The 19,605-nt window shown below is 42.0% G+C and carries 21 protein-coding genes; 11 read left to right on the top strand and 10 right to left on the bottom strand.

From position 1 onward, the window contains the following. Complete coding sequence (locus WIW72_RS04750; protein WP_337701794.1) at positions 1-1,863, top strand: AMP-binding protein; 1,863 nt, start codon at positions 1-3, stop codon at positions 1,861-1,863. Continuing rightward, positions 1,860-2,666, top strand: a complete 807-nt coding sequence (locus tag WIW72_RS04745; protein WP_337701855.1) for an amidohydrolase family protein — start codon at positions 1,860-1,862, stop codon at positions 2,664-2,666. The genes WIW72_RS04750 and WIW72_RS04745 overlap by 4 nt, the downstream gene beginning before the upstream one ends. On the opposite strand, the gene WIW72_RS04740 is transcribed toward WIW72_RS04745, so the two are convergent. Beyond that, positions 2,667-4,130 carry a hypothetical protein gene (locus WIW72_RS04740; protein WP_337701792.1) on the bottom strand — a complete coding sequence of 488 codons (1,464 nt, stop codon included), beginning with the start codon at positions 4,128-4,130 and terminating at the stop codon, positions 2,667-2,669. Positions 4,131-4,386: 256 nt separating this feature from the next. On the opposite strand from WIW72_RS04740, the gene WIW72_RS04735 reads away from it, so the two are divergent. Then, the gene (locus WIW72_RS04735) at positions 4,387-4,734 is read left to right on the top strand and encodes a hypothetical protein (RefSeq protein ID WP_337701791.1); all 348 of its coding nucleotides are present in this window, start codon (positions 4,387-4,389) and stop codon (positions 4,732-4,734) included. A 415-nt stretch (positions 4,735-5,149) separates the two neighbouring features. Here the strand turns inward: WIW72_RS04735 and WIW72_RS04725 are convergent, their stop codons facing one another. The 3 genes from WIW72_RS04725 to WIW72_RS04715 form a co-directional block, all read right to left on the bottom strand. After that, positions 5,150-6,235, bottom strand: coding sequence for a hypothetical protein (locus WIW72_RS04725; RefSeq protein WP_337721256.1), 1,086 nt, complete (start codon positions 6,233-6,235; stop codon positions 5,150-5,152). Next, positions 6,222-6,386 carry a hypothetical protein gene (locus WIW72_RS04720; RefSeq protein ID WP_187146850.1) on the bottom strand — a complete coding sequence of 55 codons (165 nt, stop codon included), beginning with the start codon at positions 6,384-6,386 and terminating at the stop codon, positions 6,222-6,224. Before WIW72_RS04720 ends, WIW72_RS04725 begins: the two co-directional genes overlap by 14 nt. Before the next feature lie 61 nt (positions 6,387-6,447). Next, positions 6,448-7,044 carry a DODA-type extradiol aromatic ring-opening family dioxygenase gene (locus WIW72_RS04715; RefSeq protein WP_337721242.1) on the bottom strand — a complete coding sequence of 199 codons (597 nt, stop codon included), beginning with the start codon at positions 7,042-7,044 and terminating at the stop codon, positions 6,448-6,450. Positions 7,045-7,218: 174 nt separating this feature from the next. On the opposite strand from WIW72_RS04715, the gene WIW72_RS04710 reads away from it, so the two are divergent. The 8 genes from WIW72_RS04710 (at position 7,219) to WIW72_RS04675 (ending at position 14,661) form a co-directional block, all read left to right on the top strand. After that, on the top strand, positions 7,219-8,325 hold the full coding sequence (locus WIW72_RS04710) for a thiolase domain-containing protein (protein ID WP_337721241.1): 1,107 nt from the start codon (positions 7,219-7,221) through the stop codon (positions 8,323-8,325). After that, a complete protein-coding gene (locus tag WIW72_RS04705; RefSeq protein WP_337721255.1) occupies positions 8,325-9,485 on the top strand; it encodes a thiolase domain-containing protein in 1,161 nt (386 codons plus the stop codon). The genes WIW72_RS04710 and WIW72_RS04705 overlap by 1 nt, the downstream gene beginning before the upstream one ends. A gap of 5 nt (positions 9,486-9,490) precedes the next feature. Further along, positions 9,491-9,970, top strand: a complete 480-nt coding sequence (locus WIW72_RS04700) for a Zn-ribbon domain-containing OB-fold protein (protein ID WP_337721240.1) — start codon at positions 9,491-9,493, stop codon at positions 9,968-9,970. Beyond that, positions 9,967-10,386 (top strand): Zn-ribbon domain-containing OB-fold protein, encoded by a 420-nt coding sequence (locus WIW72_RS04695; protein ID WP_337701782.1) that lies wholly within the window; start codon positions 9,967-9,969, stop codon positions 10,384-10,386. The genes WIW72_RS04700 and WIW72_RS04695 overlap by 4 nt, the downstream gene beginning before the upstream one ends. A 218-nt stretch (positions 10,387-10,604) precedes the next feature. Continuing rightward, on the top strand, positions 10,605-12,356 hold the full coding sequence (locus tag WIW72_RS04690; RefSeq protein WP_337701781.1) for a prolyl oligopeptidase family serine peptidase: 1,752 nt from the start codon (positions 10,605-10,607) through the stop codon (positions 12,354-12,356). Positions 12,357-12,697: 341 nt separating this feature from the next. Continuing rightward, entirely contained in the window at positions 12,698-12,973 is a 276-nt protein-coding gene (locus WIW72_RS04685; RefSeq protein ID WP_337701779.1) for a hypothetical protein, read from the top strand. A gap of 295 nt (positions 12,974-13,268) precedes the next feature. Further along, a complete protein-coding gene (locus WIW72_RS04680; RefSeq protein ID WP_337701777.1) occupies positions 13,269-13,493 on the top strand; it encodes a hypothetical protein in 225 nt (74 codons plus the stop codon). 478 nt (positions 13,494-13,971) lie between these two features. Then, positions 13,972-14,661 (top strand): carotenoid biosynthesis protein, encoded by a 690-nt coding sequence (locus WIW72_RS04675; RefSeq protein WP_337701775.1) that lies wholly within the window; start codon positions 13,972-13,974, stop codon positions 14,659-14,661. Between the two features lie 351 nt (positions 14,662-15,012). On the opposite strand, the gene WIW72_RS04670 is transcribed toward WIW72_RS04675, so the two are convergent. The 6 genes from WIW72_RS04670 to WIW72_RS04645 all read right to left on the bottom strand — a co-directional run bounded on the left by WIW72_RS04670 (position 15,013) and on the right by WIW72_RS04645 (position 19,525). Then, positions 15,013-15,966: a tetratricopeptide repeat protein gene (locus WIW72_RS04670; RefSeq protein WP_337701773.1), complete on the bottom strand. Its 954-nt coding sequence runs from the start codon at positions 15,964-15,966 to the stop codon at positions 15,013-15,015. A gap of 139 nt (positions 15,967-16,105) precedes the next feature. Then, positions 16,106-16,774: a DNA/RNA nuclease SfsA gene (sfsA, locus tag WIW72_RS04665; RefSeq protein ID WP_443294841.1), complete on the bottom strand. Its 669-nt coding sequence runs from the start codon at positions 16,772-16,774 to the stop codon at positions 16,106-16,108. Between the two features lie 180 nt (positions 16,775-16,954). Continuing rightward, on the bottom strand, positions 16,955-17,884 hold the full coding sequence (locus WIW72_RS04660) for a hypothetical protein (protein ID WP_337701769.1): 930 nt from the start codon (positions 17,882-17,884) through the stop codon (positions 16,955-16,957). Between the two features lie 56 nt (positions 17,885-17,940). Continuing rightward, positions 17,941-18,723, bottom strand: coding sequence for a Gfo/Idh/MocA family protein (locus WIW72_RS04655; protein WP_337701851.1), 783 nt, complete (start codon positions 18,721-18,723; stop codon positions 17,941-17,943). Between the two features lie 21 nt (positions 18,724-18,744). After that, positions 18,745-18,918, bottom strand: a complete 174-nt coding sequence (locus WIW72_RS04650; RefSeq protein ID WP_337701767.1) for a hypothetical protein — start codon at positions 18,916-18,918, stop codon at positions 18,745-18,747. A 61-nt stretch (positions 18,919-18,979) separates the two neighbouring features. Beyond that, positions 18,980-19,525, bottom strand: a complete 546-nt coding sequence (locus WIW72_RS04645; protein WP_337701765.1) for a hypothetical protein — start codon at positions 19,523-19,525, stop codon at positions 18,980-18,982. Positions 19,526-19,605 lie beyond the last annotated feature (80 nt).

Here is a 19,605-nt window from a genome sequence, read left to right as displayed (position 1 = left end):
ATGGACGCTAAGTTTTACGGTCTGGAGAAAGTGATCAAAGAATGGGAGGAAGCTAAAAAGGACCCTGAGAAATTTTGGGCGGAAAAAGCGAAGCTGATAACATGGTTCAAGAGACCTGATAAGATTATTGAAGGTCATCCGCCTTTCGAAAAGTGGTACGTAAACGGGTTGTTGAATATATCTTATAACGCCGTTGATAGACATTTACCAGAAAAGGGAGAGAAGGTAGCGTTCTATTGGGTTAACGAGAGGCTTGAGAGTAAGGCAATATCTTACAGAGACCTATACTGTGAAGTGAACAGGGCAGCTTACGTATTAAAGGAGTTGGGAGTGAAAAAGGGTGACACGGTCTCGCTCTTAATGCCGAGTATCCCAGAAGCTTTATACTTCTCTTTAGCTGTTCACCGATTAGGTGCTACTCTAGTCATACATTACGTAGGGTTAAGTCCTGAGACACTATCCTATAGGCTTAACGATTGTGACTCGAAAGTAATGGTAGTAGCTAGTAAGGGCTTCAGGAACGGGAACGAAATAAGGATAAAAGACTTCGTCGATAAACTACTTAACGAGTATAAGACTCCGGTAGAGAAGGTTCTGGTCGTGAAGCGAGGCTATGATGACTTTAACGTTAACAAGATGGACATAATATACGAGGAGGTTAAACCCAGAGGTAAGGTGGAAGTTGAGCCAGTAGCCGTAGAATCTAACGAAGTCGCTACGATATATTACACATCAGGGACAACGGGCAGACCAAAAGGTCTCACTCACACCAACGGCGGTTACGTGGTGGCATTAAACACAGCGTTCAAATCGATTTTTAACCCAAAACAGAACGACGTGTGGTGGACGATTTCAGAGCTTGGTTGGCCAGTATGGCCTATGGCAAACGTATACGTGATTCCGGTCATGGGATTAACAGGAGTGCTTTTCGAAGGGTTTATCGGTTATAAACCCGACATATTCTCAAGAGTTGTCGAGAGATTCGGAGTATCGTTGGTCTGGTCGTCAACAACGACGTTATATACATTGAAGAGCTTAGGAGAGGAGTCGGTAAAATCAGGGGACATATCTACTTTAAGAATGATACTCAACACTGGAGAACCATTAAATGTTGGGGCGTGGATGTGGTTGAGAGAACACATTCCTAATGTGTATATAGCAGATGCGTATTGGATGACGGAACACCTCTACCCAGTCGCGGCTACTCCTTTCGGAATAGCCGAGATTCCCTATAAGCCTGGTTCCGCGGGGACTAAGTTCCCAGGGTCAGAATACGTAGTAGTAGACGATGAGGGTAAACCTCTACCCCCTCAGAGTAAGGGCTATATCGTGTTGAAACCGTGTAGCCCGGCCTTGGCAAAGATGCATAAAGATCATAACGGTGAAAGAGTAGTTAAGACTTATTGGTCTAGGTTTCAAGGTTATTTCTACACCGGTGATTACGGATATGTGGACAAAGACGGTTACTTGTACGTGTTAGGTAGGGCAGATGACGTAATAACAGCAGGGGAAAGAATAGGGACTATGGAGGTAGAGAGTGTGGTAGTCACACACCCGGCAATAGCTGAGGCTGCAGCAGTTGGTTACAAGAAAGACGGAGGCGAAGGGATATTAGTAGTAGCAGTACCTAAGAAGGGTGTGTCCGAGAGCCAAGAACTGGAAAACATGATCAAGGAGTACTTAAGGAACAGCGGTTATATTGTTGATAGAGTAGTATTTGTTAGGCGTCTACCGAAGACTAAGAGCGGTAAGATAATGAGGAGACTGCTGAGGGCTCTAGTCAGGGGAGAAGAAATAGGTGATGTATCTACGTTAGATGACCCCTCAATAATAGAGGAGTTGAGAAAAGCATTGGGGCAATAGATTTCCACTTTCACGCCCCAGTAAAGGAGTTCCTCAGATATCTCGGTGAGTATGCTGAACCCGCACTAAGATATTTCAACGCTAAGGTCGAGATAAAAGACCTAAAGGTTATTTTAGACGAAGTTGAAACATTAGGCATTGAAAGAGTCGTTATATTGCCTATAGACTCTACCACTTTCATGGGAAGAAGGATTCCAAATGAATTAGTCGCAGGGATTAGAGATGCACGAGTGATAAAGTTCATCTCAGTAGACCCCCTGAAGCCAAATGCGGTAGAGGAACTCGAAAAGGCGATAAAGGAAGTAGAACCCCAAGGTGTTAAATTCCACCCTCAGTTACAAGGCTTTCATCCCTTAGACGAGAGGGCTATGAAGCTATACTCGGTTGTCGAAAGACACAACATAATCGCTGTATTTCATACGGGCACTTCAGGCATAGGGGCTGGCGTAAGATCGAACATAAGGCTCGATTACGGTAGGCCAATACATTTCGATGAGATTGCGGTGATGTATCCGGACTTGAAAATGGTTTTAGCCCACTTCGGCTGGCCGTGGACGGAAGAGGCCATTGCTGTTTCACTACACAAACCCAACGTCTATTTAGACTTATCCGGTTGGGCACCAAAGTACATTCCTAGAGTTTTGTGGGATAACGCCAAAAGGCTAGCTGACAAGCTCATTTTCGGTTCTGACTTCCCCCTTATCAGCCCGAAGAGGTGGTTGAAGGAGTTTGACGCTATACCTATCGACGGTGAGATAAAAAAGAAGATACTGAAGGACAACGCAGAGCGTTTGATAAAATGATCACTCTGGAGGGATTTCTTTGTATATCTCCGACAGTTCAATACCCTGTTTTTTCCTGATCTCTTTGGATATTAAGTAAGTCACTGTCCCGGTCATGGGTGGTAGTATTATCGTAGCTAAGTCAAAGGCTGTATTACCTTGGAATATTACGCTTCCGAAGGAGCTATTCAGTAATCCGTAAAGCACTGTTAGTACTACTACGAGAGACAACGTGAAAACCGATAGAAGAGACGTAATAAGAATTTTCCTGTCGGATTTTCCGTATTTTATCGAAGCTATTGCCACGATTAAGTAGTTCCAAATTACGAACCAAAGGCCGTCGACTGCAAAGCTAACGGAGTAACCCAGATATACCTCCAAGAAGTTGAAAAGCATTGAAAGGGTTAGAGTGAATATAAGCGAGTATATAGGTATACCTCTCCTGACCTCGGCAAAGAATGAGGGAAGCAACCTGTCGAAGGCCATTGAAAAAAGTATCCTTGATGATGCTCCCACATTTATCATCGCGTATAGCACGTACCAACTTAGGGCTGAGATCACTAAGAATACCACAATATACGGGACGTTCAAAAACGCATATACGGCAAAGGAGAGAATGGACGAAGTGGACATTGGTAGACTCCACCCATTAAGTACGTAATTAATATAGTTTTGCTTACCGAATCCTCTCTCGATCCCTATCACTAATAATAACGCGAACAACGTCGCTACAGCGTATGAGATAAGATAACCCGATATGAAACTCTTTTTAATTCTCTTTATCTCACCTGCAAAGAACGCTGGAGCGTTAGTAAAGGCAAACATGGAAAGAACGAATATTGAGGAAAGAGACAACGTTTGTAAGTTTACGTACGGTGAAGTGAAGACCGGTTGGTCGTTAACTGTGAACAGACCTACTACCATAAAAACCGTACCGGCTATTTGAAGCAAAGTGAGATAACGGAATGCCCTAACGTATAGTCTTTCTGATAACGAGAGGGAAAAAACAGCGAAGATGACTAATGTAGTAACTGCGAAAAGCTCTGAAGGAGAAGAAGTTATTCCCTCCCCAAGGCTGATCAGACCTCTAACACCTAGTACGTACCCTATTGACTGTAGACCAGGGGTAATTACCATAACGACCTCTAGTAAGGCCAATACTGGGAAACCCATAGTAAAAGCCATGATAAGTGACATACCTAGAACACTACCGATGAACGGTCCCATAGCCCTAGACACGAATATGTAGTCCCCTCCACTTCTGGGGATCAACACTGTTAAGAGGTAGTAATTAATGACGACCGGTACCATCAATAATGAGCCTATGATCACAGCTAATGTCCAACTGGCTTCGGGTAAGAAGGCCGCTATGAAGAGTGGATAGGCTACGCCTGCTGCAGGACCCAGAAAGGAGAAATTAAGGGCAAAAGCGTCAAAAGTATTGAACTCCTTAACGAAACCGGTGGACTCACGGAGGAATTTCATACTCGTGAGAACAACGGCCTTATTTAAAAAGTTATACACAAAAAGAAGGACATGATTCCACACTATGAAAGCACATCAGAGTTCTTAACTAGTATGATTATAACAGTTTGTCAAGGAAAACATTGAAACTTTAAAAATGTTTAGGCAAGAAGCGTAAGGTGTGGTTTAACGTTTTCTCCCTTTTGGATTACTGTGTATATAGGGGAATAACGACCTGAGTTCTAATATAGTATCATCCGACAAGAATATATATAACATGTTATCAGTTCAGGGTTTCGATTTCGGCGGGTTCGTACACTGTATGAGGACTTCGATCGGCGATAGGTACATAGCGGACGCGTTGAGTTTCCTCTTCGCGATTAAGAATCATTATGACGTATCCCAGTTCGCCTTGACTTCAAAAGGGGTGATCTACGAAGGTGATACGAGCGGTGTCTTCGTAGGTTCGTGCGAACACTTCAACGGGTACGTTAACCACTTCGGACAAGGTGTAGTTCTGAGCACAGCAGTCAAGGTCTGGGAGTACATACACGGTAACAACCAAGTAAAATTTGATGAGGTCGAAAAGGAATTCCTGAACGCGTTCCTGAACAAGAAGATTTAAAACTAATTCTACGCTTTTTCTCGCCAAGCTATACATTTCTTTAATCTACTTACTGAAAAGACGCTAGCATCGTGCTAACTCCGGGCCACGGTACGTCGTAATAAATCACCTTACCCAAAGTAGGTCTTACTATACCTAACATAACGTACAGTGGCTTCAGGTCACCCTCCGGTGAAGAGTTCTTAAACTCCTTCGGAAAAAGTTGTTGTATTTTGACTATTTCCTCAAACCTACCCTCTTCGATTAAGTCCTGAAGTATATGGTCGAATAAGAAGAATGTGTCCCTGCCGACCTTGAGGGAATATAAGTCTAGCCTATGGGTTGGCGAACTTGTAGCTATGACTAATGGTTTTCTACCAGTTTGTCTTAGTACTTCGCCGTTGACAATAGTTTCAGATAAATCGTGAATTTTATGTCATTTGATATTATTTAACATTCCTAATCCTTTTAAGGCTATTAAGTAAGCTGAGGCTGTGTGCTTATCAAATCCCTTCTCCCTCATCACCTTGTCGTGATCCTCAGAATTCGTAGTACCCTTAGGACTAACTAACACAACGTTGAAACCTAACCTAAGCGCTCTAATAACACCGTGAATTAACATTTGCCTCTTAGCAAAACGCGAAACCTTCCTATTACCGCTCTTACTCCTAGTGAACCTCCTCCTCTTCACTAGAAACAAGTCCTCAAAAGCAACGTAATCAACACCAATCCGTGATAGGAAATTAAGAGCTTGTGAAAGAGCATTCAAACGTAAAACCCTAGCTTTCCCTTTAGGAAAACCCGGTCTAACAACATCTGAATGCCAAAAAGTCTTTTTAGTAACAACTTTACCCTCCTCATTAACCACAACAACGTTCAGCCTATCACTGTTCAAATCAAAACCGGCAACCAAACCGTAACCCACAGGTTTTGGTGAAGAAAAGTGCTTCAGATAAAGCCAGAGTGGGATTTGGAGGTGAATCATAGGGTAATCCTTGAAACTTACTACAGCACCATAACCCTCCTCCTTCCTTTCTGCTAATTCCTCCAACTCATGGAGTAATGGTAAATACTCCTTGCCAAAATATGCCTTCCCGTGAACCCACTTACCCCATGGGTCTTTAACTCTAACTTCAACGTGGTCTTCTAAAACGTGGAACTTCACATTTCTGTTGCCCTTATCACTTTTGTTACCCCTACTACCAAACCAGAACCTCTTAATCTTAGCGTGCAAAATCTTATCCTTCTCTCTATCCAACAAACCGTCAGTAATTGTCTTAGCTTGCTTTAAAGCAGTTTCTAGGTAAATATAGTTCGGCAAAACGTCGTAAAACTCCTTGGTTAACTCGTCTACACTTTTCCCATCAAACAATGGCCTAATAGCACTCTTAACTACTTGTGAGTAAGCCCTAGCAATCCTAACGACCCTATCCTTATCTTCAAAAATTACCTTACCATTCACTGTAACGAATTGGAAGTTTTCGAGAGCTTCCATAGAACAGATAATCCTATTCCTCATCATCTGGTAGGATGACAATTACTATCACCTCTTTTTCTAACAAGCCCTTAATCTTCTCATGGACTCCCTTAGGAACGTATATTGCGTATTTTGGGTCTCCGTATTTATCATGACCCATTGAGAATATTTTTGAATGGAATGTAACTTGAACCATAATTGATTATTTAAAGTAAAGCTTATAAGCTTTACTTACAAAAATTAATCGGAGGGTGCCACTATGAACTCGATGAGCAATGTGAGGGGGAGGAAGGTGCCCAATGAAACTCCCCATGTCCTTGAAGGGAGTGGTTTAACTCCCGTAGACGGCATGGGGAGGGAAATAAGGGGCATGAGGACGAGAGGATGAATACAAATTTATGAAACCTCAATGAAAGTCCGACCCCTATCTTAACACCTAAACGATAGTGTTCTTCAGGTGAACGGTTGCTAATGGATATAGTTACACCCTTAATACCTCCCTCCGGGAACATATAATATAACGGGATCCAGCCGCCGTGATCAAGTCCCCACTTGTAGTCCTTTCTGAGAAAAGTTGAAAGCTTCTCCACCACCTCAACATCATTAGGCATTTCATAGCAGTAGCGGTAAAGTTCCTCAGGGAACCCGTAATAGTCCTGAATACATTTAAGCTTCTCTCCGGCTTCTATTAAGTTGTCTTCACCCCAGTTCATAAAGTGGGGAGACAAGACTACGACCAGATCAGGCTCATATTCTCTCCTTATTTTCTCTCCTAATTCCCTCAGTTCTTTCTTCCAAGGCAAGTCCTCTATTAGGATAGTAGGAGAGCCGTGACTTACCAGTAGCCCTAACACTACTGAATATCGTAATGTGAAGTTAAAACCATTACCTTACTTTACGGTAACTGAAAATTCTTGTTATATCTCTGAATCTCTTTCTACTATTCAGTTAATTTTATTTAGTCAATAAAATTGGAAAAACAGGAATAAAAAGAAAGATTTAATAATATTGATAACATCTGAGAAAATATGAGAGTCGGTATAATAGGAGTAGGTTGGTACGGCTTCACTCCATCGACTCCCGAGCTCTCCTTCAGGGAGATGGTATTTGAGGCGGCTTTAAGGGCTTATGAAGACGCTCATGTAAACCCAAGAAGAGACGTGGACACATTTGTGTCGTGCCAGGAGGACTTCTGGGAAGGGATAAGCATTTCTGGTGAGTTCGCTCCAGACCCTATCGGAGGTACTCTTAGGCCCGTAATGACAGTACCTGGGGACTCGGTTCAGGCGATAATGCACGCTGTTATGCACATTGAATCAGGTATATCTAAGGTAACTGTAGTGGAGTCACACGCAAAACCCAGCGATATTATAACAATGGAAAAGATAATGGAGTTCGCCTACGACCCGTTGTACGGTAGAATAGGTGCAAGGAACTTCCATTTCTTGGCGGGACTAGACGCTGTGAAGTTCATGGAAAGGACTAAAGCGACCAAAGAAGACCTAGCTGAAGTAGTTGTAAAGAACAAAAGAAACGGGTTGAAAAACCCGAGAGGGTCATATTCATCATCTTTAAGCATAGAAGAGGTAGTCGAGCAGCCGTACGTAGTTTACCCCCTGACAAGCCTCGACATATCTCCATTTACAGATGCAGCCGTAGTAATCGTATTAGCTAACGAGGAAGTCGCTAGAAAATACACAGACGATCCCATATGGATAACCGGTGTAGGAGTAGGTTACGATTCAACTATGGAGTTATCCGATCTCGGAAGGTCTACATACCTCAGGTTGGCTGCTGACAAAGCGTTCAAAATCGCGAGACTGCATAGGCTGGAAAACGTAGCTTTTTTTGTCGATGACACTTACAGCTACAAAGAGTTACAACACTTAGAGGCATTAAAGGTTCAAGACCCCGTGAAAAAGTTAAGGGAAGGAGAACTCTATGCGGACGGAAAAACACCGGTAAACCCTCTCGGAGGGCATCTGTCAGAAGGAAGACCGTTGGACGCCAGTGGTCTGGCACTTCTACTGGACGCTGTGGAATTTATGAGGAGAGGTGAGTTCGATAAAGCAGTTGTAGCTTCGTGGAGAGGAGTCCCGAGCTTTACGGGAGGGGTAGCAGTACTGGAGAGGTGATGATGTTGAGGAAAGTAGCTATAGTAGGGGCGGGATTAACACTCTTCAGGAGGAGACTTAAGGAGACTCCTCAGGAAATGGCTTGGGAAGCTGCTAGAAAAGCCCTCGATGAGGCTGGGCTCGAACTAAAGGATATCGACTGCGTTATAACTAGTGCAGCTCTTGATGCTTACGACGGGGTTCACATGAGGGGAGAACATATAGCCCACTCGGGAGGAGTTAGAAAGACTGTAAGCAGAGTTTATGCTGGTGGAGCTACTGGAGGCATGGCTACCATCTCAGCATGGTATCACGTGGCTAGCGGGCTTTGTGATAAGGTTTTAGTGATCGGTGAGGAAAAGATGAGCCACGCTTTACCTCATCCCCAGTCTGTTTTCCGTTACATATGGGATCCGATAACAGAAAAGCCCCTAAACCCTAACCTCATCTGGATCTTCGCAATGGAAATGTATAGATATATGAAGACATATAACGTGTCCAAAGAGGAAATAGCACTTGTATCAGTAAAGAATAAGAGAAACGCTTTGAATAACCCCTACGCTCAGGCAGCAGCTAACATCACGGTCGATGACGTCTTGAACAGCGAAGTCTTAGTGTGGCCCGTCAACAGGTTGGACGTAAGCCCGGTGAGCGACGGTGCGGGGGCTATAGTGGTAGTTAACGGGGATGTTGCTAGACAGTTTACGGACACCCCGGTATGGATCGTAGGTGTAGGATGGAACATGGACAATCCTCAGTGGAGTAACAGAGAACTAGCCTATGCCAGATATGTGGAAGAATCGGCTATGATGGCATACAAAATGGCTAAGATAGAAAGGCCTGATAAGGAGATCGACGTGATAGAGCCCCATGACCCGTTCGATTACAAAGAGCTCCACCACATCGAGGGTTTGAAGATCGCAAAGAGAGGAGAAGCCCCCAAACTCCTTAAGGAGGGAGTGTTCGATCTTGACGGTGATATACCCAGTAGCCCCTCGGGAGGACTCATGGGTTGCGGTAACCCAATAGGGGCTTCCGGTCTTCTAAAGGTCATAAGTATTTACTGGCAGTTAAAGGGTATTGCTGGGAGGATGCAGGTGAAGAAACCCGTATATACCGGTCTGGCTCAGAACTGGGGCGACCTCATGCAGATGTCAGCTGTAGTGATCATGAGGAGGTGAGGGCTGTGGTAACTCCGATAAAGAAGAGCGAAGAAGCTGTGACTATAAGGTATAAGCTTGAAGCCTACTATTCCTTCTCAGCAGGGATAGCTTATACGAAGTTTCTCAACGGTCTGAAAGAAGGGAAGATTATAGGTAGGAAGTGCTACCGTTGCGGAAGGGTTTACGTACCGCCAAGAATGTACTGTGACGACTGTTTCAGACCTACAGACGAGTGGGTCGAAGTGAGAGATGAGGGTGTAATAGAAACAGCTAGTGCGAGCTATATTTCTTGGACTAGGGACAAGTTGGAAGAGCCGGAGGTAATCGCCGTGATAAGGTTAGGAGGGAGAGAGAAGGACTGGATATTCCCGGGTCTCTTTCACAGAATATGTGGTAAAGTGGACGTGGATCGGTTAATCGGAAAAAAGGTGAAAGCTGTGTGGAGGGAAAAGAGAGAAGGCAGTATAAACGATATAGAGTGTTTTAAGGTGGTCGAGGGATGAGCTGGTTTAAGGGTGACGGGAATAAGCCCTTGTCTTTAATAGATAAGATGGGTGCTGAGGAATACCTCTATACGGTAGGGATAGCGGGAGAGGAATTCGTAAAGGGAATTCAGGCTGGCAAGATAATTGGGAGTAAGTGCCCAAGGTGTGGTATGACATACGTCCCTCCGCGTCTTTATTGCGAGGAGTGCTTCTGTAAGACTGAGTTCGTTGAGGTCGGGTCTGCACCGTACATAGACACCTATACGGTGATTTACAGGGATGATAAGGGTAATAAGGTAGACCCACCTCAGAAAATAGCGATGGTTAGGTTTGAGGGAGTAAAGGGAGGGCTTCTAGCTATAGTCGAAGGCGAAGTGAAAATAGGGAAAAAGGTCAGGATACTCAGATATCAAATACCGTTAATAGTAGAATGATGAAGACCGAGGTAAGACACTTTTTCCTACCAGCCCATGATCTATAACAAGTCGATTCTTGAAGTTTTCGTACGTATGAGTGGAGTGGTTATAGTCTTTTAATAGAGATGCCGAAAACATAGAATATCCTTTTGTCGCTGACACTTATTGGCTAATCCTTTCTAGATCCCTAAATTTTCTAGTACAGTTTAATAACCTCATTGAACCAAATTCTGATAATGGAAGACGAGTTCATCTACCTTGAGGACTTAAAAGACGAGAGAACAGTACAGTTCATAAAGGAGGAGACCGAGAGGACTAAATTACTTCTCGGCAAAAGGGCTGATGAACTTTACCCCAAGCTTCTGGAGATTCTCTACGAACCACGCGTCCTCCAGCTTTTCGCCTTCGATGAAAACACACCCGTTATGCTGATTTACGGAAAGAAAAGGTCAGTGAACTTAGGGCGGAAGGAGTTATATGCAGCCCAGAGTGACGAGGTAATACAATATATATGGAAGATAAGGGGCTTCAGGGAACTTGGCATTAGTGTGGGAAAGAAGGGTAGTGACGAGGTTAGGACTTTTATTCTATCAGAAGAAGGTAGGGTTATAAGGGACTTAGGTAACTGGGTCTCACAGCCTTTTTACCACGGAAACGAGGTCTGTTACGTCAAGAGCTATAGGACATCTCCTCCCCCGGACGGTGGAGAGTACCCAACATATAGGGTCTTTTGTGGTGACGATATAGTTTACGGTAAGGAGTTAAAGCCCGGTGAATTCATATCGATTGACGTGTTCGGAGACGTTATGACCTTAGTGAAAACGAAGGGTTGGAGATACTCAGAACTGTACGTAGGTGAAAGCTTTGATAAGTTGAGGAAGGTAGATGAGGCAGAGTTGATAGACGTAGTTGATTATAAGGACTACATAATATATCGCAAGAACGATAATGTGATCCTGAACGGGGTGACACTGGGTTTTGAAAAACCTATAAACGCTGTGGCAAGCGGTAGAGACTTTATAGCTATATCCTTGATAAAGGACTATAGAACTCCAGTAGAATATTATGACCTCTCAGGTAAAAAGATAGGAGAGGAGCCTCACGATAACGTAATTATGATGGACGGAGGAGGAAGTTCACTTTTCCTACTCGAGACCTCGTTTTCCTTCATTTCTAAGGTGACAAGGAGAAGGATTGAAGGAGGAGTGTTGACTAATAGCGAGACAATTATCGAGACGGGAAAATACGAAGTAGGTGTTAAAGACATATATATAAAAGGTGATGTACTACTTCATGGTTTCCTCCTTTATAAACACGAGAAGTCGAAAGGGGTAATCGTTTACGGATACGGGGGTTTCCGTATTTCTTTATTACCTTTTTCACCGTACCACCTTAAGGTCTTACTGGAGGATGGATACTCCTTTCTTGTCACTAACTTAAGGGGAGGTTATGAAAACGGGGAGGAATGGCATAAGGCAGGGATGCTCTTGAACAAGAAAAACGTCTTCAGGGACTTTGAGCATTTCCTGAGCCTGGTCAAACTTGCTGGAGGTAGGACAGTTGCAATGGGAGGGAGCAACGGTGGGTTATTGGTCGGAGCTGTACTTAACAAGACTCCTCAACTAGTGGATTGTGCGGTAATCGGTCATCCGGTTCTAGATATGATGAGATATCATAAAATGTACGTAGGGAGATATTGGATTGAAGAGTACGGGGATCCAGATGACCCTGAGTTCAAGGACTACTTATTATCTTATAGCCCCTACCACAACCTGAAAGGCGGGTTGCCAAAAACCTTCGTTTATACGGGGATAAACGACGATAGGGTTCATCCAGCCCATGCGCTGAAATACGTGGTGAAAGCGAGGAAGTTAGGAAATGACGTGTTACTGTTTGTAAATGATAGCGGTCATTCACTAACTGATCCAGAGACCTTGGCTAAGGAATACAGTTATGTCACAGCTTTCATAGAAGAATGTTTAAGGTGACTCATCAGATAAAAGTCTTTAACGTGAAAATAGTTCAGGCTGGCCTCACGTTAGGTCCTTATCACTTGGACTTGGAGAGTTCATTGATGTCGTTTTAGTATCCTATTTACTTATGGGTTAGAGATACAATCCCTTGGTTATTAGGGGAACATAATCGTATGAATTATGCTAAACTTAAACATTGTGTGTAATAGTTAAACTATTTTGGAGTAATTTGATAAAACTTAATTTAACTAATTATTATTATTATTTTATTATATTATTTATTTTTATAATCTTGAAAATGTTTCCAACAAGTAGATTTATTAGTTTCTAAGATAAATTATAGATGGTGGGTTGTTATGAAAGTAGTAGTAGTTCATGAATGGGAAGATAGCCAAAAAGACGCTGTTACAAACTTCTTCGACCAGTTAGTCAAAATGGTTAAGGACAAGAAACTTCCTAAGGGAATGAAGCTTGAAAAAGTAGAAATTTCTCATGAAAATAAGACGGCGATTTGCCAGTGGGATGTCGAAAACATGGACATGTTGATGCAGGCTGCAAAGCAGTTTAACATAAGTTGGAGAATTAAAGCCTTTACACCTCAGGTATTATACGAGCACAAAGGAATATTGTAAATGGAATTTTTTTTACCTTTTCTTTAACACCATCATCCTTTAGTTACTAGATACATGTAATAAAGTTTTATCGGTGAGTTTCACAATTTAATTAAAATATGAATGGTTTAAGCAAATGATAAAATTCCTTGTATACTATGACGGGGAAGTTATGGAATTCATTCGAGTACACGGACTGTAAGACTGTATCAAACATCCATGAGAGATCTTTTACTTCAACCTTACTGGTTACAACGAAAATGTACAGAAGTTAGGATAAGCTTATTGACTTTTTGAACCCCTGACTCGTTATGCAATGTTAATCTCAGATCATCCACTTCATAAAGAGCTAAGGAGGGTCTCTTCTCCTATCTTTGATCTCGTAATACTCAGAGATTGGAAAATAGTATTACGTGAGATCGTTAAACAATTCTTAAGTAACGTTAAGAATGAGTTTGACGTCATAGGCTTGTTAGCAGTCTCTTCGCCGTTAATTGTTATATCAAAATTGCTAAGAATATCCACATCCCTAGAGAAGTAAGGGCTTCCACTGCGTTCCCTATTTAGTTAGTATTAGTTTAATTTCCGGCTATTATTATCAATATTATATACTCGCCCTTCTCGACGTCTGATAACTGAGAACTAGCTGTGTCCTAACTAGGGGAGAATCAGAGCGTTCTAAACTTGTTTAGAGAATACTAATGGCAGGTACCTATTCCGTACTCTAAATATCTCCGTGGGTTTTCCTAGACTCAGCATAATTAGGTCTGACCATTCCTTTATTTTATCCACGTATGGGTTAGGGTATCTCGTTCCACTTCAGTAAAAATAGTAGAGAAGGTGCTAAGATATCCCCCACCGGTTAGGAGGTTCGGAGAGGTTATCGAAAAAGGGAAGGTAAATAACAAGATGTCAAATGGGTATAAAAAGTTAGTAGTGGCGGTTAGATGCTTTTTAAACGACAATTTCAGATAAATTTTAACAAACTCTATATTCCTTTTTACTAACATTATTTTGTTATGGAACGTGATAAACTCATAACCATCTCCTTTATTATACTTCTGGTAGGAATAATTCTTGACGGTATACTATTCATTTTCTTCTCACTATCTCTTGTTTCTCTTATCTTGATTTCATTGCATAGGAGGGATATTTTTAGATTATTCTTTGGAGCCATGTTAATCGGTTTCTCATTCGAAGAATTAGGAATACATACGGGCATACCTTTCGGCCATTACGCTTATAATTTCCCTCCTTACATTTTAGGTGTCCCTATATTCGTAATCCTTGCATGGGGGATAATCAGTTACATATCCTATTTACCGTTAATGGACTTTCCCTTAAAGTATAAGGTCATCTTCTTTCCCTTAATGATGGTTATCATAGACATGTCAGTCGATCCAATAATGGTTACAGCCCATTACTGGACCTGGTATTCCTCGGGATTGGAATGGTACGGAATTCCGGTGACTAACTTCTTAGGGTGGTATATCGTTTCCCTAGTGATCTCCCTAAGCTTCCTGAAAAGCTCTCAGTATACCACGAAAGAATTTCAGTTTATCATAACATACTTTCTCTTCTCTCTAAAGTTTCTGGTTTTCGCTAAGCCCCAGCTGTTTGTGCCTTTACTGGAGGCTACCACTTTAGCCGGTGTTATATCCCTTGTACTATATGTAGTAGAGAAAAGAATAAGCGAAAACTTACACTAGTAATTATTGCTCTTAAACAGTGTGTTTACTCGTTGTGTAACTTATCCTTAACTTTTAATTATTTCTAATTCCTCCACGGTCACTCCTCCGAAGAAGTTTATTCTAGGGCTATACAGTCTCCTAACAAAGGTATAACACTCTCCTAATAGCGTAAAAATAGTATTAATGTTGTTATAGCTCGTATATCATTATTCCGATTTTTAAGCGATATAAACACATAATAAGCTCCTTTAACGTTTTTCGATATCTAACATACGCGATGAGATCAACGTATTGATAAAAGCTAACTTCGCCTTGGATTATATAATTCAGATAATCCGAAACGTTAAGAAGGAGAGGTCTTACCTAACCTTAGTCAAAAACCTCCTTATCGTGGGTCAATCTATAAACTACTTCGAATTCCCTCTTAGCCTCTTCGTTTTTCCCTAGATGTTCTAACGCTTCCGCCTTCAGCTCATGAGCCTCAAAGTTATTTGGATCCTTTTTTAACACTTGGTCACACTCATCCAACGCTTCTTCGTAAATACCCGTAACTATTAAGAGTTTAGCCTTAGCTAAACGGTATTCTGTCCTACTCGGGTTAAGCCTTATTGCTTTGTTCAATTCGTTAAGTGCGTCGTCACATCTGTGTAACGTCATTAACACTATAGCCTTTTCGTAATGACACTCGTCATTGGAGTCGTTCAAATTACAAGCCTTTTCATACTCTTCCAGAGCCTCCTCATACCACTTTAATTGTGTGTAAATCCTTGCCTTTTCTATATAATAAAATGTGCTCGAAGGGTTGAACGACGAGGCTTTCTCCAGTTCTTCAATAGCTTCCATAAGCCTGTTCTCTTCCTTCAGAATCTCTGCCTTTAAATAATGAATATATTCGTCGTCCTTACCTAGCCTAATTGCCTTCTCTGCCTCAAGTAGTGCGTCTTCATGGTATCCTTCGTCGTTAAGGATTTCTGCTTTTAGGACGTGATATTCTGGGTTATTATAGTTTAACTTTATAGCCTTCTCCACCTCGTTTAGGGCTTCTTCCTTCCCCATTTTATGAAGACATAAAGCGAATTTGTAGTGAATTTCAGGATCATCAGGAGCTAGCTCCGTTAACTTCTGAGCTTCCTTTACCGCTTCTTCACACAATCCTAACTTAACGTAAATGTCTAAAAGTGATTTTCGGTACTTTACGTTGTTACCATCTAAATTTACGGCTTGCCTCAAGTTCCTCAGAGCTTCGTCGAGGTCTCCAGCTTCCAAGGACGTCATTGCTAGCTTATAAAAGTCCTCAGCCTTCCTTTTGCTTATCCAAAGCACATAATACGATAGGATTCACGAGTTAATAAGGTAAAACCATCTCTTGTTATAATAAGAGAAGCTTGTGTTAAGTTGCCGTTAGCAACTTGTTTAAGAGTATTAAATCCTTATTTCTGGTGTTTGTAGTACTAACTATCTCCTAATGGAGAAGGTCTCTACATACTGGGATGTCACCCTTGTAGACGAGGTCTTTACCGTCAAAATGAAAGGTCTTTACCTCGACCTTAACTCCCTTCTTCAACGCTCTTAGAAAAGTTTCAGAAAACTTTTCATCAGTTTCAAAGTTTGGAGAAAAACAAATAGCGTCGCTCCTCATTACTAAGATTAGGATAACGGCATTATGACCTTCCTCGGTTAGCTTTATTAACTCCTCAATGTGTCTTCTACCTCTCTCCGTTGGGGCGTCAGGAAATAATGCAACGCCGTTTTTGACTAAAGTACATCCCTTTACCTCTATAAAAGTATCGTCGTAAGTGAAGTCTAACCTGCTCTCTCCTACCCTAACCTCGCTCTTAACATTAGTAGGGAGGAATTTTCTGGCTACCTCGCTGTGAATACTGGAGTCTGTGATGACCCATTCCTTCCCGCTCCAAGCTGCTGTCACCTGACAGTCTGTCTTCCTATTACCCTTAGCCTCTCTTATAAGGATTCTATTACCCGGGTAAATTAACTCCTTTAACCTACCGGGATCGTGGAGATGACACCTTCTTCCCGAGGCTGTTATCACTGTAAAGCGGTTAGGTCTCTCCTTTACTACTTCCTCCTTTAAAGGCGGAAAAGTGTAAACGATCACTAACGAGTGAATTATTGTCTCCTTTTAAAGTTTTTATTATATACATTTTCCCGTAGAATTCACGGAGTAAATCATCATGCGTGAGTTTTTAGATAAAAATTTTACAAAAGAGTTTTTTGCTCTAGATTAAAAGTATAGGAAGGAAATGTGAGTATAATGAGAAAAGTCAATAAGGACTACTTGGAAAAACTTCTCTTATCGTCTCCTAAGATACCTTGAGGAGAGTCCGGTCTTCAGAGTGGTTAAAGAAAAGTTATCCCTAACTAAGTAAAGAAAAGAAAGCAACGAAATCGCCCAAACTATTCCGGAGAGTTCGATACTAATCCCCCTGATCAGGTAAGAAAGGAAGGAAGTCAAAACGGGAAACCACACGTAATCGTAATTATATTTACTCGTCGAGTACACTATGCACGAAAAGAAGAGGGGGGCCATAACGCCTAAGAAGAAGGAGTGCAGAGTGTCCCCCAGAAACAATGCTAATAGAGGGGTTACGAAGACGGAGAAAAGGGTAACAGAGGCACTCAGATTCATTTTATACCTTGTCCTAACGATCATTAGCAAATATAAAACTCCCACAAAGTAGTATAAAGGTCGAATAATTACCGAAAGTATCAAGAAGAACAAAAGGGGTAATTGGTCTCTACCGAAAACCGGTCTAGTCCTCAAAGTAGCCGTGAAAACACCGATATTTACACCTAACGAGTAGGTGAGTAGAGGGAGTATTAACACCCAAAATTGGGGGTATAAAGACCAAGCTACTACAGACAAGAAGGGAGAGGAAAGGACGAGAAGGTTCACCGGGAATTTACCACCGTAAGTCATTACATCTTTTAGTGCCCACATTTCCGTCACAGTAAGGCTGATTGACGCTAGTACCTGAAAATAGGAGATCGGGATCGACAAAAGAATTAAAGTTAGTATTTGTAGGGCAAAATACTTAGTTGCAGGAAAGAAGAGCCTTTGGATCATGCCGAAAAATAACGAGTAAGCTCCCAAAAGCATGAAATAGGGGTGATCAGAAGGGTTAGCCGTCAGAGAAAAACCTCCTATAGTCCAGTAGATCACGGCGAGGATCATGTAAGGGACGTTTACTCCCCAAGGCTTAATTTCCTTAATATTACCCACAAATAATGGAGTTACGACATGGTAATAAAAGTTGATCGAGAGGACAAGGACGGTAACTATTTCTTTATTTCTCCGCAACTTCTATGTATGTTCCTCACAGCCCTTAAGTCTCTTAACGCTATCATGGGATCCATCGGTACTTCACTATCTCTTTCAACCGTGTTAATAAAACCCCTCATCTCCTCCTTAACCGCGTTTACTTTCTCGGTCGAGATAACTTGGATGTCACCGTTCTTCCACTCCACGATTAAATCACCGTAAGGTTTGATCCTAACCCTGCTTCTGTAATCCTCTTTAATAGTTCCGTTTTTGCCATATATCTCGAAGTGGGGGAATTCGCACCTCGACTGCGAAGCCCAAGAGTAGACTAAGTTCCCCACAGCCCCGTTCTTAAATTTAAACACGGCAACCGTAGTATCTTCTCCCTCAAGTCCAGAAAATGTTGAATTACACAATGCATTAACACTCGTGTAGTCTCCCCCTAGGTTCAACAACGTGTCTACGAAATGTATACCTCCGTCAATCAGTGCTCCACCTCCCATCAAATCCTTTACTCTCCTCCACCCCTGAGGCGAATTAAACCTCGTGTTCCTCAACAAGATTAGCGAAATACCTCCCATCATTTCCATTAGCTCCTTTGCCTTCCAGACTGACGGATCAAAGTAGTGGTTCTCTAGCACCATGAACTTTACCCCAGTTGTCTTTGCTGTCTCAATTAACCTTATCGCCTCTTCCTCATTCCTGGCGATAGGTTTCTCTAACATAACATTCTTCTTACTCCTCGTAGCTGAGACTCCCATAGGTTCGTGAGCGTCATGACTTACAACTAAGTCTACAATGTCTACATTGGAGTTCAGGACTTATTCGTAGCTTGTGAAATAGCCTTCAGCGTCGAGCTCCTTGTGATACTCTTTTGCATACTTCTCAGCCCTGCTGAAAACGTACACTTCAAGTTCACGGTCTCTTCTCAACTCAGATAGAGCGTTTAAGTGGACTCTGCCGAAACCTCTACACCCGACTACGGCTATTTTCATAGATAAGTATTCAACAACGTCTTATTTAGCCTTAGCCGAAAAGGGAGTGAACATATTTAGTTCAATGTTTCAGGATGAGAGCCGTTCCCACAAACATTAATATTAAGGATGTGTAAAACAACGGCTTCCACTTAGTGACGGTTTTAGGAGCCCTCAAACTCAACGTATATTTGCTTATTACTTCAGAAATCCACTTCTTGTTCCCTGCATCGTAAATGTGGATCTTAGGGTATATTTCTTTATAAATATCGAAGACTTCGTATAGAGAGGGTAGGGTAGAGTGATGTAGATGTTCGAGGAAATCCCTACTTATCTCAAAGTGGGCATCAATAAATCCGTCGGAAAAAATTCTAACATGAAGCTCCCAAATCTTCAAGAGCTTTTTCGACAAGGAGTATTTCTCACCCTTGTGAAAAGTGAGCCTTAAATCCTTAAACCCGTGATTTCTCAGAACTTCTGCCACACTATCGATGAGATAAGGAGGAACAAAAAGTCTCAAATTACCCTCCTTTTGGACGTATTTCCTCGGCAATACCGACTTTTTTCTATCGTGGTACGTTACTTCTGCAGGGAGTGAAGTAATGAGTGTTCCGTGATTTACTTTCACGAGATATTTTTCTCTTTCGGTGTATTAAAATGTTTAATCCGAAAACCCACGTGTTAACTTCGCTTAACTACATTCTATAT

The organism is Stygiolobus sp. CP859M (assembly GCF_037389975.1).
Taxonomy (GTDB): domain Archaea; phylum Thermoproteota; class Thermoprotei_A; order Sulfolobales; family Sulfolobaceae; genus Stygiolobus.
This window is presented reverse-complemented; position numbering and strand designations above follow the sequence as displayed.